We start from the raw sequence: 18,714 nt of genomic DNA on the forward strand, positions 1-18,714 counted from the left end.
AAATATATAATTAAAAGATGTGCCGATTAAAGGCACATCTTTTTTATTTTGAGAGATAAAAAATAGACAGCTACTTTCGCCCCAAAATATAAACAATTAAATATCGATAATTCATATACCTTCTAATAAAACTATAGATTGTATCTTATCAAATATACTAAAACTTCTTAAACTCGCTACGGTCAAACAAAAGAAGTTTTTTAACGTATATTTGAACAATACAATCTAAGTTTCATAGTAGAAGGTATATGAAACTTATCTAACATTCAATTGTTTATATTTTGAAGTATCTACTTTAACAGTTAAAGTAGATACTTTACCTATTTTTTTACCAATTATACTTATGATAAAATAAAAAATCACCCAAATGACAGTTCGCGTGGTGGGTTTGAGCTTGATGTTAAAATCAAGTTCAAAAGTAGAACATAATTATTAAATTAATTGGAACCACACTCTAACGGAAATAGACTGTAATTTTTATTACACTTATATTATACCTTATGTATAATTATATTCCTTTTTAAACTTCTCTTTACAGCCCTTTAACTGATTTATATGGTATAATTCACCTATATTATTGAAAGTGGGGATTAGCAATAAAAGTAGTAAAGATTAACAAAATAAGGGAGAAGAAAATATGAAAAAGAAAAAAACTATATTGATATTAGTGATTTTCGTATTCTTAGGGGTATTAACTGCATGTAATAATAATGATGCTGTGATGTCACATAATTCTAATGACGTTAAGGCTTCTAAAAATAACAAATCAAATGTACAAATAACAAGTGTAGGTAATTCAGATGAAAAAATTTCAAGCAATAATACTCAAACTATTATAGACATAGAAAATTGGAATCATTCAATTAAAAAATTTTTTTATAAGGGAGAACTATTAAAAATCGAACTAACAAAACAAAAAACATATCCAATATTTTATGTAAATCATGCAACTGTATCAAAAGATAAAGTTATTAATTATTATTTAGATGGAACATATTTATCCATGCTAAAGGACAATGGTTTTTGGAATTTTGAAATAAGAGGTATTGACCAAAAATCAATTAGAATTATAGGTGATAAAGAGGGAAAGTGTATTTCAAAAATTTTCTTAGATGATGAACAAATTGATATTCAAAAGTATGGTGATGAAGCAAAACTTGTATTAAATGCATTAAAGGCAAGACTTATAAAAAAAGATAATTCATCAGATTATTACTATTTTCGCAGCCCATATAATCAAAATAAACATCCTAAATACGATGAGGATTTTTATTGTTTAAATCCTATTACATATGATGATAAATCAAAAGCATATTTAATATTACTTTCACGAAAGACAGATACAGTAGCTACCTATTATCATGCTGTACTCAATAAAAATAATGTATATTTTTATTATGATACGCAATCTTACGATTATAACGAAGCAGAAGAAGTTAATCATGATTTTATTGAGGTAGAGAATTTATTTATAGATCGATTTTTTATCCATAACAAAAATAAGGATGATAATAATTTAGCCCTAAAAGACGCTCCTAATAAATTTTTATATCAAGTTCATGTTTGGGAATTTGATTATTCAAATAATAAATATTGCATAACATTGAGTCGTAGCTCAGATACTGCACAAAATTTTTTCTTGTATGATGCAGATCTTGATAAATTTTATAGGGATGGATCTCCACCAGAAGAAATAAAATGCCAAAATGATGTATATATATATATACCTTTTTATATGGATGACATAGAAGAATAATCATAATAGTAAAAATCTATTTGAGATATTCTGCTAAAAATAAAAGAACAATTTTCTTAAAATAAAAAAAACACCTGAATGGTAGTTTGAGCTACATGTTAAAATTAAGTTCAAAAATAGAAAATAGTTATTAAATTAATTTTTCTTGTATAATTTACCTATTGACTTAAAATGATTTATCGAGAATTTTGGTTATGCATAAACTATCTCGCTAAAGATAAATAATGTTTAAAAGAATAATAGACGAAGAGATTGAATTGAAAATTTTAGAATACAGACATATAGAAGAAGATTATCTATTGATTGATAATAATAGAAGTTATTTAAGACGATGGCTACCGTGGTTAGACAATACTACTAGAGTTGAAGACGTCAATAAATTTATTAAATCATCTCTTCAGCAGTTTGCTAATAATGAAGGTTTTACAGCTGGTATATGGTATAGAGGTGATTTTGCAGGTGCTATTGGATACCACGAAGTAAATTGGTTACATAAAAAAGTGAGTATTGGATATTGGTTAGGTTATGAGTTTACTGATCTTGGCATAATGACAAGAGCTTGTAAATCTATGGTTGATTATGCTTTTTCAGAGTTAGGATTACATAGAGTTGAGATACGATGTGCAGAAGGCAATGTAAAAAGTATGGGAATACCAGAGCGATTAGGTTTTAAGAATGAAGGAATATTAAGAGAAGCAGAATGGCTGTACGATCATTACGTAAGTCATGTTGTTTACAGTATGTTAGATATTGAGTGGAAGAGAACTGACGAATTTATATGATTTAAAATGCTTTTATATAGTTTTTAGATAAAGAATATGCATGGGAACATGTGATTCATTTAATCGGATAATATAATTTAACTACTACATACAAAATAAAGGATATTAAAATGTTAGAGAATGATTTAAATATTTTTGTATAAAACTTGTGTTACATCGATTGAATATCCGTTAAGAAAGTTCGTTGTTTGAACAGAGTGAGTTTAGAACTTTTAGGATATTCAATAGATGTAATGCTTAGTTTTATAAAAATATTTAACACATTCACGGTATTTTAATACCCTTTGTTTTTGCTTAAAGCACAAAAAAGTTTAAGGTCTTATAAACATTTGTGTCCAATACTTAGTTCCATTAGACTTAGTAGCAAGACCCACTCCTATTTGAGTAAAATTAGGAGATAATATATTCTTTCTATGTCCTGGAGAGTTCATCCAAGAATTCATAACATCAGCTGCTGTTCTTTGACCGTACGCTATGTTTTCTCCTGCAGTTGAATATTTTATACCGAAATTTTTCATCATATCAAATGGGCTTCCATAAGTTGGTGATGTATGAGAAAAATAGTTTTTATTTATCATATCTTGAGATTTATATCTTGCAACTCTTGATAATTCCCAATTTTGAGTAAGTGGACTTAAACCATTCTTAGATCTCTCTACATTTACAAGTCTTACAACTTCATTTTCAACAGCTTTCACGTTGTCTATTTGAGGAATAGTAAGTTTATTTCCTGGATATATAAGCGCTGGGTTTTTAATGTGTGGATTAGCACTTATTATTTCAGATAATCCAATTTCGTATTTTACAGCAATTTTCCACATGCTATCGCCTTTAACAACTGTATAAGTGGTATCTGCATAAGATATACTTGCACACCCAAATATAAATAAGAAGACAAAGCTTAAAAGATGCAATTTGAAATTTTTAATCATTTTACAACCTCCTTAATAAAGTGAAACTTAATTAAGATAGAGTTTTTACTCTAAATGAATTTCTAACTTTAAGATAAAAACAGAAAAATGTTGAACTTGTAATTAGTATGTCAAAAAAACTGAAATTTATAGTAAAATATATATATCAAAAATTTCAAAAAAACCAAATAAATAGGGAATTAAAGCGAACAAAAAAATAAATAAAATAGAGAGATAAATATTAAATTAAAATTAAATAAAATTTTTTTGATATAATAAGATTATTAAATATGAGTTTAATGTAAAGGGTGGATTTTTATGAAAATAAATTTTGGTTTAGAATTAAATCAAAGTCAAAAATTAGTGCTTACAAAACAATTAAAACAATCGTTAGATATATTGAATATGAGTACTCAAGATTTAGAAGAAGTTATATCTAAAGAAAGAGAAGAAAATCCTGTTATAGAAGTTGATAAGAACGATAAGATAGACTGGGAAAAATATATAGATAATATGAACAATAGAACTTACAATCAAGCTAGCTCTGTCAATTATGACAATGAAGATTATAATATAGAAAATATGATTAAATATAATATGAATCTATATGAGTACTTGAAAAATCAAATAAATTATTGTGATTTAAATAAAAAAGACAAAGATATAGTTGAATATATAATAGATTCAATAGATGAGCATGGATATTTTAAAAGTGATATAGAAGAAGTCTCAAATACATTAAAAACAACTAAAGAAGATATAATGAAAAACTTAAAGGTTGTTCAAACTCTAGAACCAAGTGGTATAGGAGCTAGAAATATAGAAGAATGTTTAATGATTCAATTAAAAGAAAAAAATATACAAAATGATGTTCTAGAAAATGTTGTTGAAAACGATTTGAAATTATTAGGGGATAAAAAATATAAAGAAGTATGCAAAAAATATAAAATAAGTATGGAAAAATGTATCGAAATAGTAAATATAATAAAAACATTAGATCCAAAACCTGGGAATAAATATACTTATTCTAAAAATAACTATATAACACCAGATGTTATAGTTGAAAAAATAGGAACGGAATATGAAGTATATCTAAATGAAAAAAACACTACACATATAAAGATAAATAAATTTTATGAAGAAATATTAAAAAATTCTCAAGATGATGAAAATGCTAAACAGTATATAAAAGAAAAATTAAATTCTGCATTTAATTTAGTTAAGAATATAGAAAGTAGAAAAAATACTATACTTAGGATTTCGAAAGAAATATTAAAACATCAATATGAATTTTTTGAAAATGGAAATAAGTATTTAAAGCAATTAATATTAAAAGATATAGCTAATGATCTAGAAATACATGAATCAACAGTTAGTAGAGGCGTGAATGGAAAATATATGTTAACTCCACATGGAATGTTTGAGCTAAAATACTTTTTCAGCAGTGGATTAAATCAACAAGAGGATATAGCGTCTACTAGTATAAAAAATATAATAAAGGAAATAATAAATTCTGAAGATAAGAAAAAGCCATATAGTGATTCGAAAATATGCACTCTATTACAAGGGAAGGATATAAACATATCTAGAAGAACTGTTGCAAAATACAGAGAAGAACTAGGGATAAGATCATCTTCTAAAAGAAAAGAATTTTGTTAAGCATTAAAAATAAAATAAAAAAAATAATATTATTTCAAAAAAATATTGAAAAAATTTCTATGTTAGTATAGAATTAAATCAAGCGGTGGGACTAAAAAAAACGATAGGGACATTTTAGATCCCACTAAAAAAATAAGGATATAGGGACATAAAATAAACACAGGGACTAAAAAAACCCTAAGAGGTATGAGATTATGAAAAAATTGATACAAATTCAGAAAAAAATAATGCCTGAAGTTTTAGATGTTATGTATAGAAGATACAAAATATTAAATCAAATATCATTAAATGAGTCTATAGGAAGAAGATCTCTTTCAAATAAATTAGATTTGAGTGAGAGAGTAGTGAGATCAGAGGTTGAATTTTTGAAAAAACAAGATCTTATAGAAATATATACTTCTGGAATGAGCATAAATGAAAATGGACTCAATCTTCTTAATGATTTGAAAGTATTCATGGATGAAATAATGGGTATTTCTGAGTTAGAAGAAAAAATAAAGAAAAAACTAGGCATAAAAAAAGTTATAATACTACCTGGAAATGCTGATGATGACTCTCTTGTTATAAAAGATATAGGTAAAGCAACTTACAAATATCTTACTAAAATAATAAAAAATGACTATATAATAGGAGTCACTGGCGGAAATACTATGCTTGAGTTTGCTAATTGCTGCCATGAGACAAAAAAGTATGAAAATATTTTGGTAGTTCCGGCTAGAGGAGGACTTGGCAAAGAGGTAGAAATACAATCAAACAATATAGCTGCAATAATTGGGAAAAAGTTTGGAGGAAACTATAAACTTTTACATGTTCCAGATAATGTAACTGAAGAAACTTTAAATAGCTTAATATTAGAGCCTGAGATAAATAAAACATTAAACCATATACAGAATGTAGATATTTTAGTATTTGGGGTTGGAAGGGCAGATGATATGGCAAGAAGAAGAAAAATGCTTGATTCTGACTACCAATATATAATGTCAAAAGGAGCTGTAGGTGAAGCTTTTGGATATTATTTTAACAGAGATGGTGAAATAATATATGAGACTAGTACTATAGGTATAAAGCTTGAGAATTTCAAAGCAATAAAAAATACTATAGGAATAGTTGGAGGAAGTAGAAAGGCAGAAGCTATACTTGCTATATCAAAGATAAAAAAAGATTTAGTATTAGTTACTGATGAAGGTGCTGCAAATAAAATATGTGAATTAATTTAATATTATAAATCAATTCATAATTTAAAATATAAATTAACTAGGAGGAATAAACATGATTAAAGTTGCTATTAATGGATTTGGAAGAATAGGTAGATTAGCATTAAGAACAATGCTTGACAAAAGTGAATTTGAAGTGGTTGCAATAAACGATTTAACAGATGCTAAAACATTATCTCACTTACTTAAGTATGATTCAGCTCAAGGACGTTTCAATGGAGAAATAGAAGTTAAAGAAGGAGCTTTTGTTGTAAACGGAAAAGAAATAAAAGTAACTGCTGAAGCTAACCCAGAAAACTTACCTTGGGGAGAAATGGGAGTAGATGTAGTACTTGAATGTACTGGATTCTTCACTTCAAAAGAAAAAGCAGAGGGACACATCAAAGCTGGAGCTAAGAAAGTTGTTGTATCTGCACCAGCAACAGGTGATTTAAAGACTGTAGTATTTAACGTTAACCATGATATATTAGATGGATCAGAAACAGTTATATCAGGAGCGTCTTGTACTACTAACTGTTTAGCTCCAATGGTTAAAGTATTAAATGATAAATTCAATTTAACAAAAGGATTTATGACTACTATACATGCTTATACTAATGACCAAAATACATTAGATGCGCCACATAGAAAAGGAGATCTTCGTCGTGCTAGAGCGGCTGCTGCTAACATAGTACCAGGATCAACAGGAGCTGCTAAAGCTATAGGTCTTGTTATACCAGAGCTTAAAGGTAAATTAGATGGAGGAGCTCAAAGAGTTCCAGTTATAACTGGTTCATTAACTGAACTTGTTTGTACACTTGGAAGCAAGGTAACTGCAGAAGAAGTTAATGAAGCTATGAAGGCTGCTGCTAATGAGTCATACGGATATACTGAAGAGCCATTAGTATCTTCTGATATAATCGGAATGGAATTTGGATCATTATTTGATGGTACTCAAACTAAGGTTATGGAAGTTAATGGAGAGCAATTAGTTAAGGTTGCTTCTTGGTATGATAATGAAATGTCATATACAGCTCAATTAATAAGAACTTTACAACACTTTGTAAATCTTTCAAAATAATACTATAATTTGAGTTTTAAATAAGTCCGGGTTTGTAGTGTATACTACGGACTCAGGACTTTTTATATTTGAATTAAAATATAAAAAAGTATAACATTTTTATGAAAATGTGATATACTTTTAGCGAAAAGGAGTTGTATATTATGTCAATGTTAAATAAAAAAACTATAGAAAATATAGATGTGAACGGAAAAAAAGTATTAGTAAGATGTGACTTTAATGTACCTTTAAAAGATGGTGTTATAACTGATGAGAATAGATTAGTTGGAGCTTTACCTACTATAAAATATTTAATGGAAAATGGAGCAAAAGTTATTTTATGTTCTCACCTAGGTAAGCCAAAAGGAGAAGCTAAGCCGGAGCTTTCTTTAGCGCCTGTAGCTAAGAGATTATCAGAAATGTTAAACAAAGAAGTTGTATTTGCAGCAGATAATAGTGTTGTAGGAGAAAATGCTAAAAAAGCAGTTGCTGATATGAAAGATTCAGATATAGTTTTACTTCAAAACACTAGATATAGAAAAGAAGAAACTAAGAATGAAGAAAACTTCTCGAAAGAATTAGCATCTTTAGCAGATGTATTTGTAAATGATGCATTTGGAACTGCTCATAGAGCTCATTGCTCTACTGTTGGAGTTAGCGAATTTGTTGAAACTAGCGCATGTGGATACTTAATTCAAAAAGAATTAAAATTCTTAGGAGAAGCTGTTGAGACTCCAGTAAGACCTTTTGTAGCTATACTTGGAGGAGCAAAGGTTTCTGATAAAATAAACGTTATAAATAACTTACTTGAAAAAGTAGATACTTTAATAATTGGTGGAGGAATGGCTTATACATTCTTAAAAGCACAAGGATATGGAATAGGAACTTCTTTACTTGAAGAAGATAAAATGGATTATTCAATGGAAATGGTTAAAAAAGCAAAAGAAAAGGGAGTTAGATTGTTACTGCCTGTTGACCATGTTACTGGAGAAAAGTTTGATAAAGATACAGCTCCTGTTGTTACAGAAGATCAAAATATAAAAGAAGGATTTATGGGACTTGATATAGGACCTAAAACTGCAAAATTATATGCTGATGCTGTTAAAGAAGCTAAAACTGTTATATGGAATGGACCTATGGGAGTATTCGAGTTTGAAAACTTTGCAAAAGGAACGATAGAAGTTGCTAAGGCTATGGCAGATGCTGATGCTACAACTGTAATTGGTGGTGGAGACAGTGCTGCTGCTGTAAATATATTAGGCTTTGGAGAGAAAATGACTCACATATCTACTGGTGGTGGAGCTTCACTTGAATTCTTAGAAGGAAAAGAGCTTCCGGGAATAGTAGCTTTAAATAATAAATAATTTAAAAGGGGAGTGTAGTTATGAGAAAACCTATCATTGCAGGAAATTGGAAAATGCATAAAACTATAAAAGAAGCTGTTGAATTTGTTAATGAAGTTAAATCTGAAATAAAGGGAACTGATGTTGAAGCAGTTATTTGTGCTCCGTTTACTTTACTTAAGGATTTAAAAGAAGCATCTGAAGGAACTAATATTAAAATTGGTGCTCAAAATATGCACTTTGAAGAAAAAGGTGCTTTTACTGGAGAAATATCTCCTCTTATGTTAAAAGAAATAGATGTTGACTACGTTGTAATAGGTCACTCTGAAAGAAGACAATACTTCAATGAAACTAATGAAACTGTAAATAAGAAGGTTATAAAGGCTTTAGAATACAAAATAAATCCTATAATCTGTGTTGGTGAAACTTTAGAAGAAAGAGAAGCTGATAAAACTAAGGATATAGTTAAAGTTCAAGTTGAAAAAGCTTTAGTAAACATAGACGAAAAAGATATAAAGGACATAGTTATAGCTTATGAGCCAATATGGGCTATAGGTACAGGAAAAACATCTAGTAGTAAAGATGCTAATGATGTTATAGCTTATATAAGAGAAGTTGTAGCTAATGTGTACTCTGAGGAAACTGCAGAAGAAGTTAGAATACAATATGGTGGAAGTGTTAAGCCAGCAAACGTAGAAGAAATAATGAATGAATCAGATATAGATGGTGCTTTAGTTGGTGGAGCAAGTCTTCAACCAAAAGATTACGTAGAACTTGTTAATTTCTAAGGAGTTGATAGACATGAAAAAGCCTACAGCTTTAATAATATTAGATGGTTGGGGTATCAATAATTCAGATTTAGGAAATGCAATAAACAAAGCTAAAACTCCTAATATGGACGAATATATAAAAAAATACCCTTATACTTCAATAAAAACAAGTGGACAATATGTGGGACTTCCAGAAGGACAAATGGGAAATTCAGAGGTTGGGCACTTAAATATTGGAGCAGGAAGAATAGTATACCAAGAGCTTACTAGAATAACAAAATCTATAGAAGATGGAGATTTATTTAAAAATGAAGAATTATTAAAAGCTATGAATAATTCAAAGGAAAACAATAAAAATCTTCATATAATGGGTCTTTTATCTGATGGAGGAGTACATTCTCACATAGACCATCTAAAAGGACTTCTAGAATTTGCTAAAAAAGAAGGTCTTGAAAAAGTATACGTACATGCAATTTTAGATGGAAGAGATACAGATCCTAAAAGTGCAGTTAAATATATAGATGAAATAGAAGAGTACATGAAGGAAATAGGAGTAGGTAAAATAGCTACAGTTTCTGGAAGATACTATTCAATGGATAGAGATAAAAGATGGGAAAGAATTGAACTTGGATATAATAGTATGGTTTTATCTCAGGGAGAAACAGCAAACAGTGCAAAGGAAGCAGTTGAAAAAGCATATAACGATAATAAAACTGATGAATTTGTACTTCCTACTGTAGTACTTGAAGATGATAAGCCAATAGCTAAGATAGAAGAAAATGATTCAATCGTATTTTTTAACTTTAGACCAGATAGAGCAAGACAAATAACAAGAAGTATAGCATCAAAAGAATTTGATGGCTTTAAAAGAGATTATATAGATACTGTATTTGTTTGTATGACTCAGTACGATATAACTATAGACGAAGTAAATATTGCATTTAAGCCTCAAAAACTTAGTAATACATTAGGTGAATACTTAAGCTCTAAGAGTATAAAACAACTTAGAATTGCAGAAACTGAAAAATATGCCCATGTTACATTCTTCTTTAATGGAGGAGTAGAAGATCCTAATAAAGGAGAAGATAGATGTTTAATACCATCACCGAAGGTTGCAACTTATGATTTAAAACCTGAGATGTCAGCTTATGAAGTTACAGAAAATCTACTTCAAAGACTTGATGAAGATAAATATGACTTTATAGTTTTAAATTATGCAAACCCAGATATGGTAGGACATACAGGGGTTGTAGATGCTGCTGTCAAAGCTGTTGAAACTATAGATGAATGTCTTGGAAAAATAATAGACAAAATAGTTTCATTAGGTGGAAATGCTATAATTACAGCAGATCATGGAAATGCTGAGTATATGTGTGATGAAAATGGAAATACAGTTACTGCACACTCTACAAATGAAGTTCCATGTATATTTGTAACTAATGAAGATGTTAAGTTAAGAGATGGTGGTAGACTTTGTGATTTAGCACCTACTTTACTTGATAATATGAACATAGAAAAACCTGAAGAAATGACTGGTAACAGTCTTCTTATAAAAAAGTAAAACATAATAATAAAATAAATTTGTTAATTTGGAGAGGAGAAACAAATATGAGTTTTATTCAAGAAGTATACGCTAGAGAGATATTAGATTCAAGAGGAAATCCAACTGTTGAGGTTGAGGTAATGCTTGAAAGTGGAGAAGTAGGAAGAGCAATAGTTCCATCTGGAGCTTCTACTGGAGCTTTTGAAGCTGTTGAACTTAGAGATGGAGATAAAGGAAGATACTTAGGTAAAGGAGTTACTAAAGCTGTTGATAATGTAAACAACATAATAGCTCCAGAACTTCATGATATGAATGTATTTGATCAAGTAGGAATAGATAATCTTTTAATAGATCTTGATGGAACTAAGAACAAAGGAAAATTAGGAGCTAATGCAATTCTTGGAGTTTCTATGGCTGTAGCTAGAGCTGCTGCTGAGGAATTAGGACTTCCGTTATTCCAATATATTGGTGGAGTAAATGCAAAGCAACTTCCAGTTCCAATGATGAACATATTAAATGGTGGAGAGCATGCTGATAATAACGTTGATATTCAAGAATTCATGATTATGCCTGTTGGAGCTTGTTGTTTCAAAGAGGCTTTAAGAATGTGTGCTGAAGTATATCACAACTTAAAGAAAGTATTACAAGAAAAAGGACTTGGAACTGGTGTAGGTGACGAGGGAGGATTTGCTCCAAACTTAGCATCAAATGAAGAGGCTTTACAAGTAATAGTTGAAGCTGTTAAAGCTTCTGGATATGAGCCAGGAAAAGATATTAGAATAGCTATAGATGCAGCTGCTACAGAGTTCTACAACAAAGAGACTAAGAAGTATGTATTAGCTGGAGAAGGAAGAGAGTTATCTGTTGAAGAAATGGTAGATTTCTATGCTAGCTTAGTTGAAAAATACCCAATAATATCTCTTGAAGATGCATTAGACGAAGATGATTGGGATGGATGGAAGTTACTTACTGAAAAATTAGGTAACAAGATTCAATTAGTTGGAGATGATTTATTCGTTACTAACACTGAGAGATTATCAAAAGGTATAGAAAATGGTATATCAAACTCTATACTTATAAAGCTTAACCAAATAGGAACTTTAACTGAGACTTTAGATGCTATACAAATGGCTAATAGAGCTGGATATACAGCTGTTATATCTCATAGATCAGGAGAAACTGAAGATACTATTATAGCTGATTTAGCTGTTGCACTTAATGCAGGACAAATCAAGACTGGTGCTCCTTGTAGAACTGATAGAGTCGCTAAGTACAATCAATTATTAAGAATTGAAGAAATAGTTGGCGAAGTAGCTCAATACCCTGGAATGAACGCTTTCTTTAACTTAAAATAATCTAAAAATTATAGGGAGGATATATATCCTTCCTATTTTATATTTAAGGAAACTATAATATTTTTGTTTTGTAGATAGCATTGATTAAAGAACTATAATTACAACTATTTTTAAGTAACAGAGTCGTAAGACTTGTTGATGTGATGAGCGTAGCGAATTTTGAGAACGGAGCCTGTTAGGGATCGTTGGCGACATGAGTCACCGCGTTAGCTAGTAGACGAATTTTTTTTATTGAAGGATTAATTTATATATGTTAAACTAACTATATTAATTTAGCTTAAAATGGAGGAGGTGTAGCATGAAAACTTTTTTAATGGTAATTCAACTTATAACTAGTATAGTATTGATTGTAAGTGTATTACTTCAATCAGGAAAAAGTGCAGGTCTTTCTGGAAGTATAGCAGGAGGGGCAGAACAAGTTGTTGGAACTAAAGCAAGAGGTTTAGATGCTTTGTTTTCAAAGATAACATCAGTTTGTGCAACTTTATTTATAATAGTAGCATTAGCATTAGTTGCTATACAATAGTTTTATCTATTACTTAATTAAAAATGACGCTTATTAAAATACCTTTAAGGTATTTTAATAAGCGTCATTTTTAATTTTTAAGGAAATTAGATATCATAATGGGACAAATAAAATAATATAAACTTAATATAGCTATTTAAAAGCTAAAATTAATCTTGAAAGGGGATGTTGAAATGATCTCATATGCCGGCATTGCATCAATTTCAGGTATTATCGCCTTGATATTTGCATTTATACTAGCAAATAAGATTAACAAGGTAGAGGTTGGTACTAACAGGATGAAAGAAATTTCTTCGTACATACAGGAAGGTGCGATGGCTTTTCTCACTAGGGAGTACAAGAGTTTGGTTTTATTTGTAGCATCTATATTTATAGTATTATGCTTATTTATAAACCCACTTACTGGAGTATGTTTTTTAGTAGGAGCATTATTTTCTACATTTGCAGGGTTCTTTGGAATGAAGGTTGCAACAAAGGCAAATGTAAGAACTGCAAATGCAGCTAAAAAAGATGGAATGAATAAGGCATTGAGTATTGCATTTTCAGGTGGAGCTGTAATGGGAATGACAGTAGTAGGTCTTGGGATTTTAGGAGTTGGATTTTTATTTTTAATTCTTTATAAATTAGGAAATGATCCATCTGAATCAGCAAAGATACTGACAGGATTTGGTCTTGGTGCGTCTTCTCTTGCATTATTTGGGCGTGTTGGAGGCGGTATATATACAAAGGCTGCCGATGTAGGCGCTGACCTTGTGGGTAAAGTGGAAGCGGGAATACCAGAAGATGATCCTAGAAATCCTGCTGTTATAGCTGATAATGTAGGTGATAATGTAGGTGATGTTGCAGGTATGGGTGCTGATTTATTTGAATCATATGTAGGATCATTAATAGCTGCTATAACACTTGGTCTTATAGCATATGGTATAAACGGAGCTATATTTCCTTTATTATTATCGGCAGGTGGAATAATAGGAAGTATAATAGGTACATTCTTTGTAAAAGCGGATGAAAAGAGTGATCCTCATAAAGCACTTAAAATGGGAACCTATGTATCGTCAATTTTAACTATGGGTTTTGGAATTGTATTATCAAATAATTTGTTAGGAGATTTAAAGGGTTTTTGGGTAGTGTTGATAGGTATAATAGTCGGAATGTGTATAGGTCAATTAACTGAAATATATACATCTAGTGACTATTCTCATGTACAAAAAATTGCAAATCAATCTGAAACAGGTCCTGCCACGACTATAATATCTGGTCTTGCTGTTGGAATGAAATCTACATTATGGCCTATAATGGTTATGGCGTTTGGAATATTATTGTCTTATTCTGTATTAGGGATTTATGGGATAGCACTTGCGTCTGTAGGTATGCTATCAACTGCTGGAATGACAATAGCTGTAGATGCATATGGACCTATAGCTGATAATGCAGGTGGAATAGCAGAAATGTGTGAACTTCCAAGTGATGTTAGAGGTATAACTGATAAATTAGATTCTGTTGGAAATACTACAGCGGCTATTGGAAAAGGATTTGCTATAGGATCAGCAGCACTTGCAGCACTTGCTTTATTTGCATCATATACAGCAGCTGCAAACCTTAGTGGAATAGATATAACTAATCCTGTAGTTATATCAGGTATGTTAATTGGTGGTATGCTTCCATTTTTATTCTCATCAATGACTATGGAGGCTGTAGGAAAAGCTGCTTTTGAGATGATAGAAGAAGTTAGAAGACAGTTTAGAGAAATGCCTGGAATAATGGAGGGAACTACAAAACCAGATTATGCAAAATGTGTAGATATATCTACAGCATCAGCTCTAAAGCAAATGGTGTTACCTGGTATTCTTGCTGTTTTATCACCTGTATTGGCAGGATTATTACTTGGAACAGAGGGGCTAGGAGGTCTTTTAGCTGGAGCATTAGTATCTGGAATACTTATGGCTATAATGATGTCAAACGCAGGTGGAGCATGGGATAATGCAAAAAAATATATAGAAGCAGGAAATCATGGAGGTAAAGGTGGAGAACCTCATAAAGCAGCTGTTGTAGGAGATACAGTAGGAGATCCATTTAAAGATACATCAGGTCCATCTATAAATATTTTGATCAAACTTATGACTATAGTATCACTAGTATTTGCTCCATTATTTGTTCAGTATGGAGGAATATTATTAAAAATATTAAAATAAATGGTTGAATATTAAAAAGAACTGTATATTATATAATATATAGTTCTTTTTTTATAATGAATAGGAAATTATATTCCTGTTTAAGTTAGGGATAAATATAATTTTCGTTATGAATTTCAAAAAAGTCTACATTTACAATCTTCAAAGGAAGAGAGTCACCGCGTTAGCGAGTAGGCGAATTTTTTATTCAAATGAGAAAGGAAGGTGTTTTATGGATAAGAAAGTTTACAGATCTATAGATGATAAGGTTTTAGCTGGAGTTTGCGGAGGTTTGGCAAAGTATTTTGATATTGATTCAACTATAATAAGGGTTTTGTGGATATTAGGATTTTTTGCAGGTGGATTAGGAATTTTAGCTTATATAATATGTGCAGTTATAATACCACAAGAAAGCTTTGTTGAATATAATATGAATAAAAGCACATATAATGAAGCTATGCCTAGATACGATGAAGATAGATCTAAAAAAAATAAGGTTGTATTAGGAAGTATATTAGTTATAATAGGTGTTTTTAGCTTGATAGATGAGTATTTATATTGGATGGATATAGAAAAATTATGGCCTATAATTTTTATTGTAATTGGTATATATATTATAGTAAAAAAACAGGGAGATGATTAAGGTGAATAAAGGTGGGTTGATTTGGGGGATATTTTTTATACTTTTAGGAATAGGATGGACTTTAGAAAACTTTAACATTATAGATGTATCTACTATAGATATATTAGTTAAATTTTGGCCATTAATACTAATAGGTATAGGTGTTGATATTATTTATAAAAATAGAAAAAAATGATGTATTAATATAGAAAAAGATGATATTATAAGGTTTAGTGTTAAAATTTACATTATTGATAAATAGTATTTAAAATAATAATAAATGGATAACATATAAATATAATTAAAATTTCAATTTTAATAGGAGGTATTAAATGGTACCAGGAATGAAAGAGACATTACTTACTTTTATGAGAGAAAATGCATACAATCCTTTAACTAAAGAGGATCTTTCAAATATATTTGATATACATCCAGCTGAAAGAGCTATGTTTTATAATTTCTTAGATGAACTTGAAGAAGAAGGAGAAATATATAAGACTAAAAAAAATAGATACGGTCTTCCTAGCAAAATGAATTTATTTGTTGGAAGAATTCAGATGCATCAAAGAGGATTTGGATTTGTTATATCTAATGAAGAGGGAGTAGAGGATCTGTTTATACCAGCAGAGCATTTAAATGGAGCTATGCACAATGATAAGGTTGTAGCTAGAATAATGGAAACAGCAAAAGAGAGTAGACGTGCAGAAGGCGAAGTTATAAAAATAGTTGAAAGGTCTATTAAGACTGTAGTTGGAGTTTATGAATCTAATAAAAACTTTGGATTTGTAGTGGCGGATAATAAAAGGTTTACAAGGGATATATATATACCAAAATCAGAATCGTTAAGAGCAAACCATGGAGATAAGGTAGTTTGTGAAATAACTCAATGGCCTAAAAAAGGAAGAAACCCAGAGGGAAAAATAATAGAGGTACTAGGTAAAAAAGGTGAAAAAGGTGTAGATATATTATCTGTAATTAGAGAACTTGATTTACCAGAAGAATTTCCTAATAAAGTATTAGCAGAAGCTCAAAGAATAGATAATGAAGTACCGAAAGAAGAAATACAAAGAAGAGTAGATTTAAGAGATATAACCACTTTTACTATAGATGGAGCAGATGCTAAGGATTTGGATGATGCTGTGTCAATAGAAGTTCTTGATAATGGAAATTATAAATTAGGAGTTCACATAGCTGATGTAACTCATTACGTTAAAGAAGGAAGTAAGCTTGATAAAGAAGCCTTAAAAAGAGGAACTTCTGTATATTTAATAGATAGAGTAATTCCTATGCTTCCAACTAAATTATCAAATGGACTATGTAGTTTAAATCCAAATGTAGATAGACTTGCTTTATCTATATTTATGGAAATAGACGATAAGGGTAGTGTTGTAAATCATGAGATAGTTGAATCTGTAATAAACACTAAGGCTAGAATGGTGTATACAGATGTATCTGATATACTTGAAAATGAGGATGAAGAACTTATAAATAAGTATAGTGAATTAGTTGAAGATTTTAAAACTATGGAAAAACTTGCAAGGGTTCTTATGAAGAGAAGAACATCAAGAGGAGCTATAGACTTTGATTTTGCAGAAGCTAAAATAATACTTGATAAAAATGGAAAAGTATTAGATATTAAGAAGTATGAAAGAAGAATAGCTAATAGAATAATAGAGGAATTTATGCTTGTAAGTAATGAAACAGTAGCTGAACATTTTTTCTGGCTAAAGATGCCTTTTGTCTATAGAATACATGAAACTCCAAGTTTAGAAAGAATTGAGCAGTTTAATAAGTTTGTAGCAACGTTTGGATATCATATAAAGGGTGACCTTGAAGGAATACATCCAAAGAGCTTACAAATGCTTTTAAATGATATTAAGGGTAAAAACGAAGAAATGGTTGTTTCTACGCTTATGTTAAGATCATTAAAACAGGCTAAATATTCACCAGATTGTTCAGGGCATTTTGGGCTTGCTGCAAAATATTATTCTCATTACACATCACCTATAAGAAGATATCCAGACCTTCAAATACACCGAATAATAAAAGAAGCTATAAATGGAAAAATAGATGATAAGAGAATTCAAGCTCTTAAAAAGATCGTCGCTTATTCGGCAGAACAGTCATCTATAAGAGAAAGGGCAGCGGATGATGCTCAAAGAGAAGTAGAAGATCTTAAAAAAGCAGAATATATGGCTGATAGAATTGGAGAGGAATTTGAAGGAAGAATATCTAGTGTTACATCATTTGGTATGTTTGTAGAAGTAGAGAATACTGTAGAGGGCCTTATAAGACTTTCTAATTTAAATGATGACTATTATATATTTGATTCTGATAATTATGTTTTAATTGGAGAGCACACTAAAAAAACATATAAGATAGGAGATATTTTAAAAGTTAAAGTATCTAGTGTCAATATAGATTTTAAAGAAATAGAACTTACAATAGTAAAATCAGAAGATTCGAGCTTAGAAGATTAAGCTCGAGTCTTAATCTTGACAATTAACTTTATACATGATATTATTATTTTTACAATAAGCATTGAAGTATTAAGAGGTGAGAATATGGGTGAAGGAAATAAAACTTTAGCATCAAATAGAAAAGCTAGACATAACTACTTTATAGAAGAAGTCTATGAGGCTGGTATCGAACTCAAAGGTACAGAAGTTAAGTCTATAAGAGCAGGTAAATTGAACTTAGCAGAAGGATATGCTTCTATTGATAATACAGAGGTGTTCTTAAAACAAGTTCATATAAGCCCATATGAACAAGGAAATATATTTAATGTAGATCCTCTTAGACCCAGAAAGTTATTACTTCATAAACAAGAAATAAGAAAACTTATTGGACTTATAAACCAACAGGGATACTCATTAGTACCTCTTAGTGTATATTTAAAAAGAGGTAAGGTTAAAGTATCTATAGGCCTTGCAAAAGGTAAGAAGCTTTATGATAAACGCCATGATTTAGCTAAAAAAGATGCCCAAAGACGTATTCAAAGAGAAATGTCGGGCAAATACTAA

General features: G+C 30.0%; 16 protein-coding genes. 15 read left to right on the plus strand and 1 reads right to left on the minus strand.

The features are described from left to right. Window positions 1–637 precede the first annotated feature (637 nt). Together P4S50_RS04080 and P4S50_RS04085 are read left to right on the plus strand one after the other, a co-directional pair. Window positions 638–1,756 carry a hypothetical protein gene (locus P4S50_RS04080; protein WP_277733281.1) on the plus strand — a complete coding sequence of 373 codons (1,119 nt, stop codon included), beginning with the start codon at window positions 638–640 and terminating at the stop codon, window positions 1,754–1,756. Between the two features lie 224 nt (window positions 1,757–1,980). Beyond that, entirely contained in the window at window positions 1,981–2,538 is a 558-nt protein-coding gene (locus tag P4S50_RS04085) for a GNAT family N-acetyltransferase (protein WP_277733282.1), read from the plus strand. A 311-nt stretch (window positions 2,539–2,849) separates the two neighbouring features. Here P4S50_RS04085 and safA read toward each other — a convergent pair whose 3' ends face one another. Then, window positions 2,850–3,470 carry a SafA/ExsA family spore coat assembly protein gene (safA, locus tag P4S50_RS04090; protein ID WP_277733283.1) on the minus strand — a complete coding sequence of 207 codons (621 nt, stop codon included), beginning with the start codon at window positions 3,468–3,470 and terminating at the stop codon, window positions 2,850–2,852. 297 nt (window positions 3,471–3,767) lie between these two features. Here safA and rpoN point away from each other — a divergent pair, with 297 nt between their 5' ends. From rpoN to smpB, 13 genes are all read left to right on the plus strand, one after another. Beyond that, window positions 3,768–5,108, plus strand: a complete 1,341-nt coding sequence (gene rpoN / locus P4S50_RS04095) for an RNA polymerase factor sigma-54 (protein WP_277733285.1) — start codon at window positions 3,768–3,770, stop codon at window positions 5,106–5,108. Window positions 5,109–5,302: 194 nt separating this feature from the next. After that, window positions 5,303–6,325, plus strand: a complete 1,023-nt coding sequence (locus tag P4S50_RS04100; protein ID WP_277733287.1) for a sugar-binding transcriptional regulator — start codon at window positions 5,303–5,305, stop codon at window positions 6,323–6,325. 52 nt (window positions 6,326–6,377) lie between these two features. Next, window positions 6,378–7,382 (plus strand): type I glyceraldehyde-3-phosphate dehydrogenase, encoded by a 1,005-nt coding sequence (gene gap, locus P4S50_RS04105; protein WP_277733288.1) that lies wholly within the window; start codon window positions 6,378–6,380, stop codon window positions 7,380–7,382. Window positions 7,383–7,525: 143 nt separating this feature from the next. Continuing rightward, complete coding sequence (locus P4S50_RS04110) at window positions 7,526–8,725, plus strand: phosphoglycerate kinase (protein WP_416390139.1); 1,200 nt, start codon at window positions 7,526–7,528, stop codon at window positions 8,723–8,725. A 20-nt stretch (window positions 8,726–8,745) separates the two neighbouring features. After that, the gene (gene tpiA / locus P4S50_RS04115; RefSeq protein WP_277733289.1) at window positions 8,746–9,492 is read left to right on the plus strand and encodes a triose-phosphate isomerase; all 747 of its coding nucleotides are present in this window, start codon (window positions 8,746–8,748) and stop codon (window positions 9,490–9,492) included. Between the two features lie 13 nt (window positions 9,493–9,505). Beyond that, entirely contained in the window at window positions 9,506–11,035 is a 1,530-nt protein-coding gene (gene gpmI / locus P4S50_RS04120) for a 2,3-bisphosphoglycerate-independent phosphoglycerate mutase (RefSeq protein WP_277733291.1), read from the plus strand. A gap of 47 nt (window positions 11,036–11,082) precedes the next feature. Next, window positions 11,083–12,372 carry a phosphopyruvate hydratase gene (gene eno / locus P4S50_RS04125; RefSeq protein WP_277733292.1) on the plus strand — a complete coding sequence of 430 codons (1,290 nt, stop codon included), beginning with the start codon at window positions 11,083–11,085 and terminating at the stop codon, window positions 12,370–12,372. 298 nt (window positions 12,373–12,670) lie between these two features. Continuing rightward, on the plus strand, window positions 12,671–12,898 hold the full coding sequence (secG, locus tag P4S50_RS04130; protein ID WP_277733293.1) for a preprotein translocase subunit SecG: 228 nt from the start codon (window positions 12,671–12,673) through the stop codon (window positions 12,896–12,898). A 173-nt stretch (window positions 12,899–13,071) separates the two neighbouring features. After that, window positions 13,072–15,090: a sodium-translocating pyrophosphatase gene (locus P4S50_RS04135; RefSeq protein WP_277733294.1), complete on the plus strand. Its 2,019-nt coding sequence runs from the start codon at window positions 13,072–13,074 to the stop codon at window positions 15,088–15,090. Between the two features lie 211 nt (window positions 15,091–15,301). Next, window positions 15,302–15,712 (plus strand): PspC domain-containing protein, encoded by a 411-nt coding sequence (locus P4S50_RS04140; protein WP_277733295.1) that lies wholly within the window; start codon window positions 15,302–15,304, stop codon window positions 15,710–15,712. Window position 15,713: 1 nt separating this feature from the next. Beyond that, the gene (locus tag P4S50_RS04145; protein ID WP_277733297.1) at window positions 15,714–15,887 is read left to right on the plus strand and encodes a LiaF transmembrane domain-containing protein; all 174 of its coding nucleotides are present in this window, start codon (window positions 15,714–15,716) and stop codon (window positions 15,885–15,887) included. A 136-nt stretch (window positions 15,888–16,023) separates the two neighbouring features. Next, window positions 16,024–18,171 carry a ribonuclease R gene (gene rnr / locus P4S50_RS04150; protein WP_277733299.1) on the plus strand — a complete coding sequence of 716 codons (2,148 nt, stop codon included), beginning with the start codon at window positions 16,024–16,026 and terminating at the stop codon, window positions 18,169–18,171. Window positions 18,172–18,255: 84 nt separating this feature from the next. Further along, window positions 18,256–18,714 (plus strand): SsrA-binding protein SmpB, encoded by a 459-nt coding sequence (gene smpB, locus P4S50_RS04155; RefSeq protein WP_277733301.1) that lies wholly within the window; start codon window positions 18,256–18,258, stop codon window positions 18,712–18,714.

The organism is Tepidibacter hydrothermalis, from assembly GCF_029542625.1.
Lineage (GTDB): Bacteria > Bacillota > Clostridia > Peptostreptococcales > Peptostreptococcaceae > Tepidibacter_A > Tepidibacter_A hydrothermalis.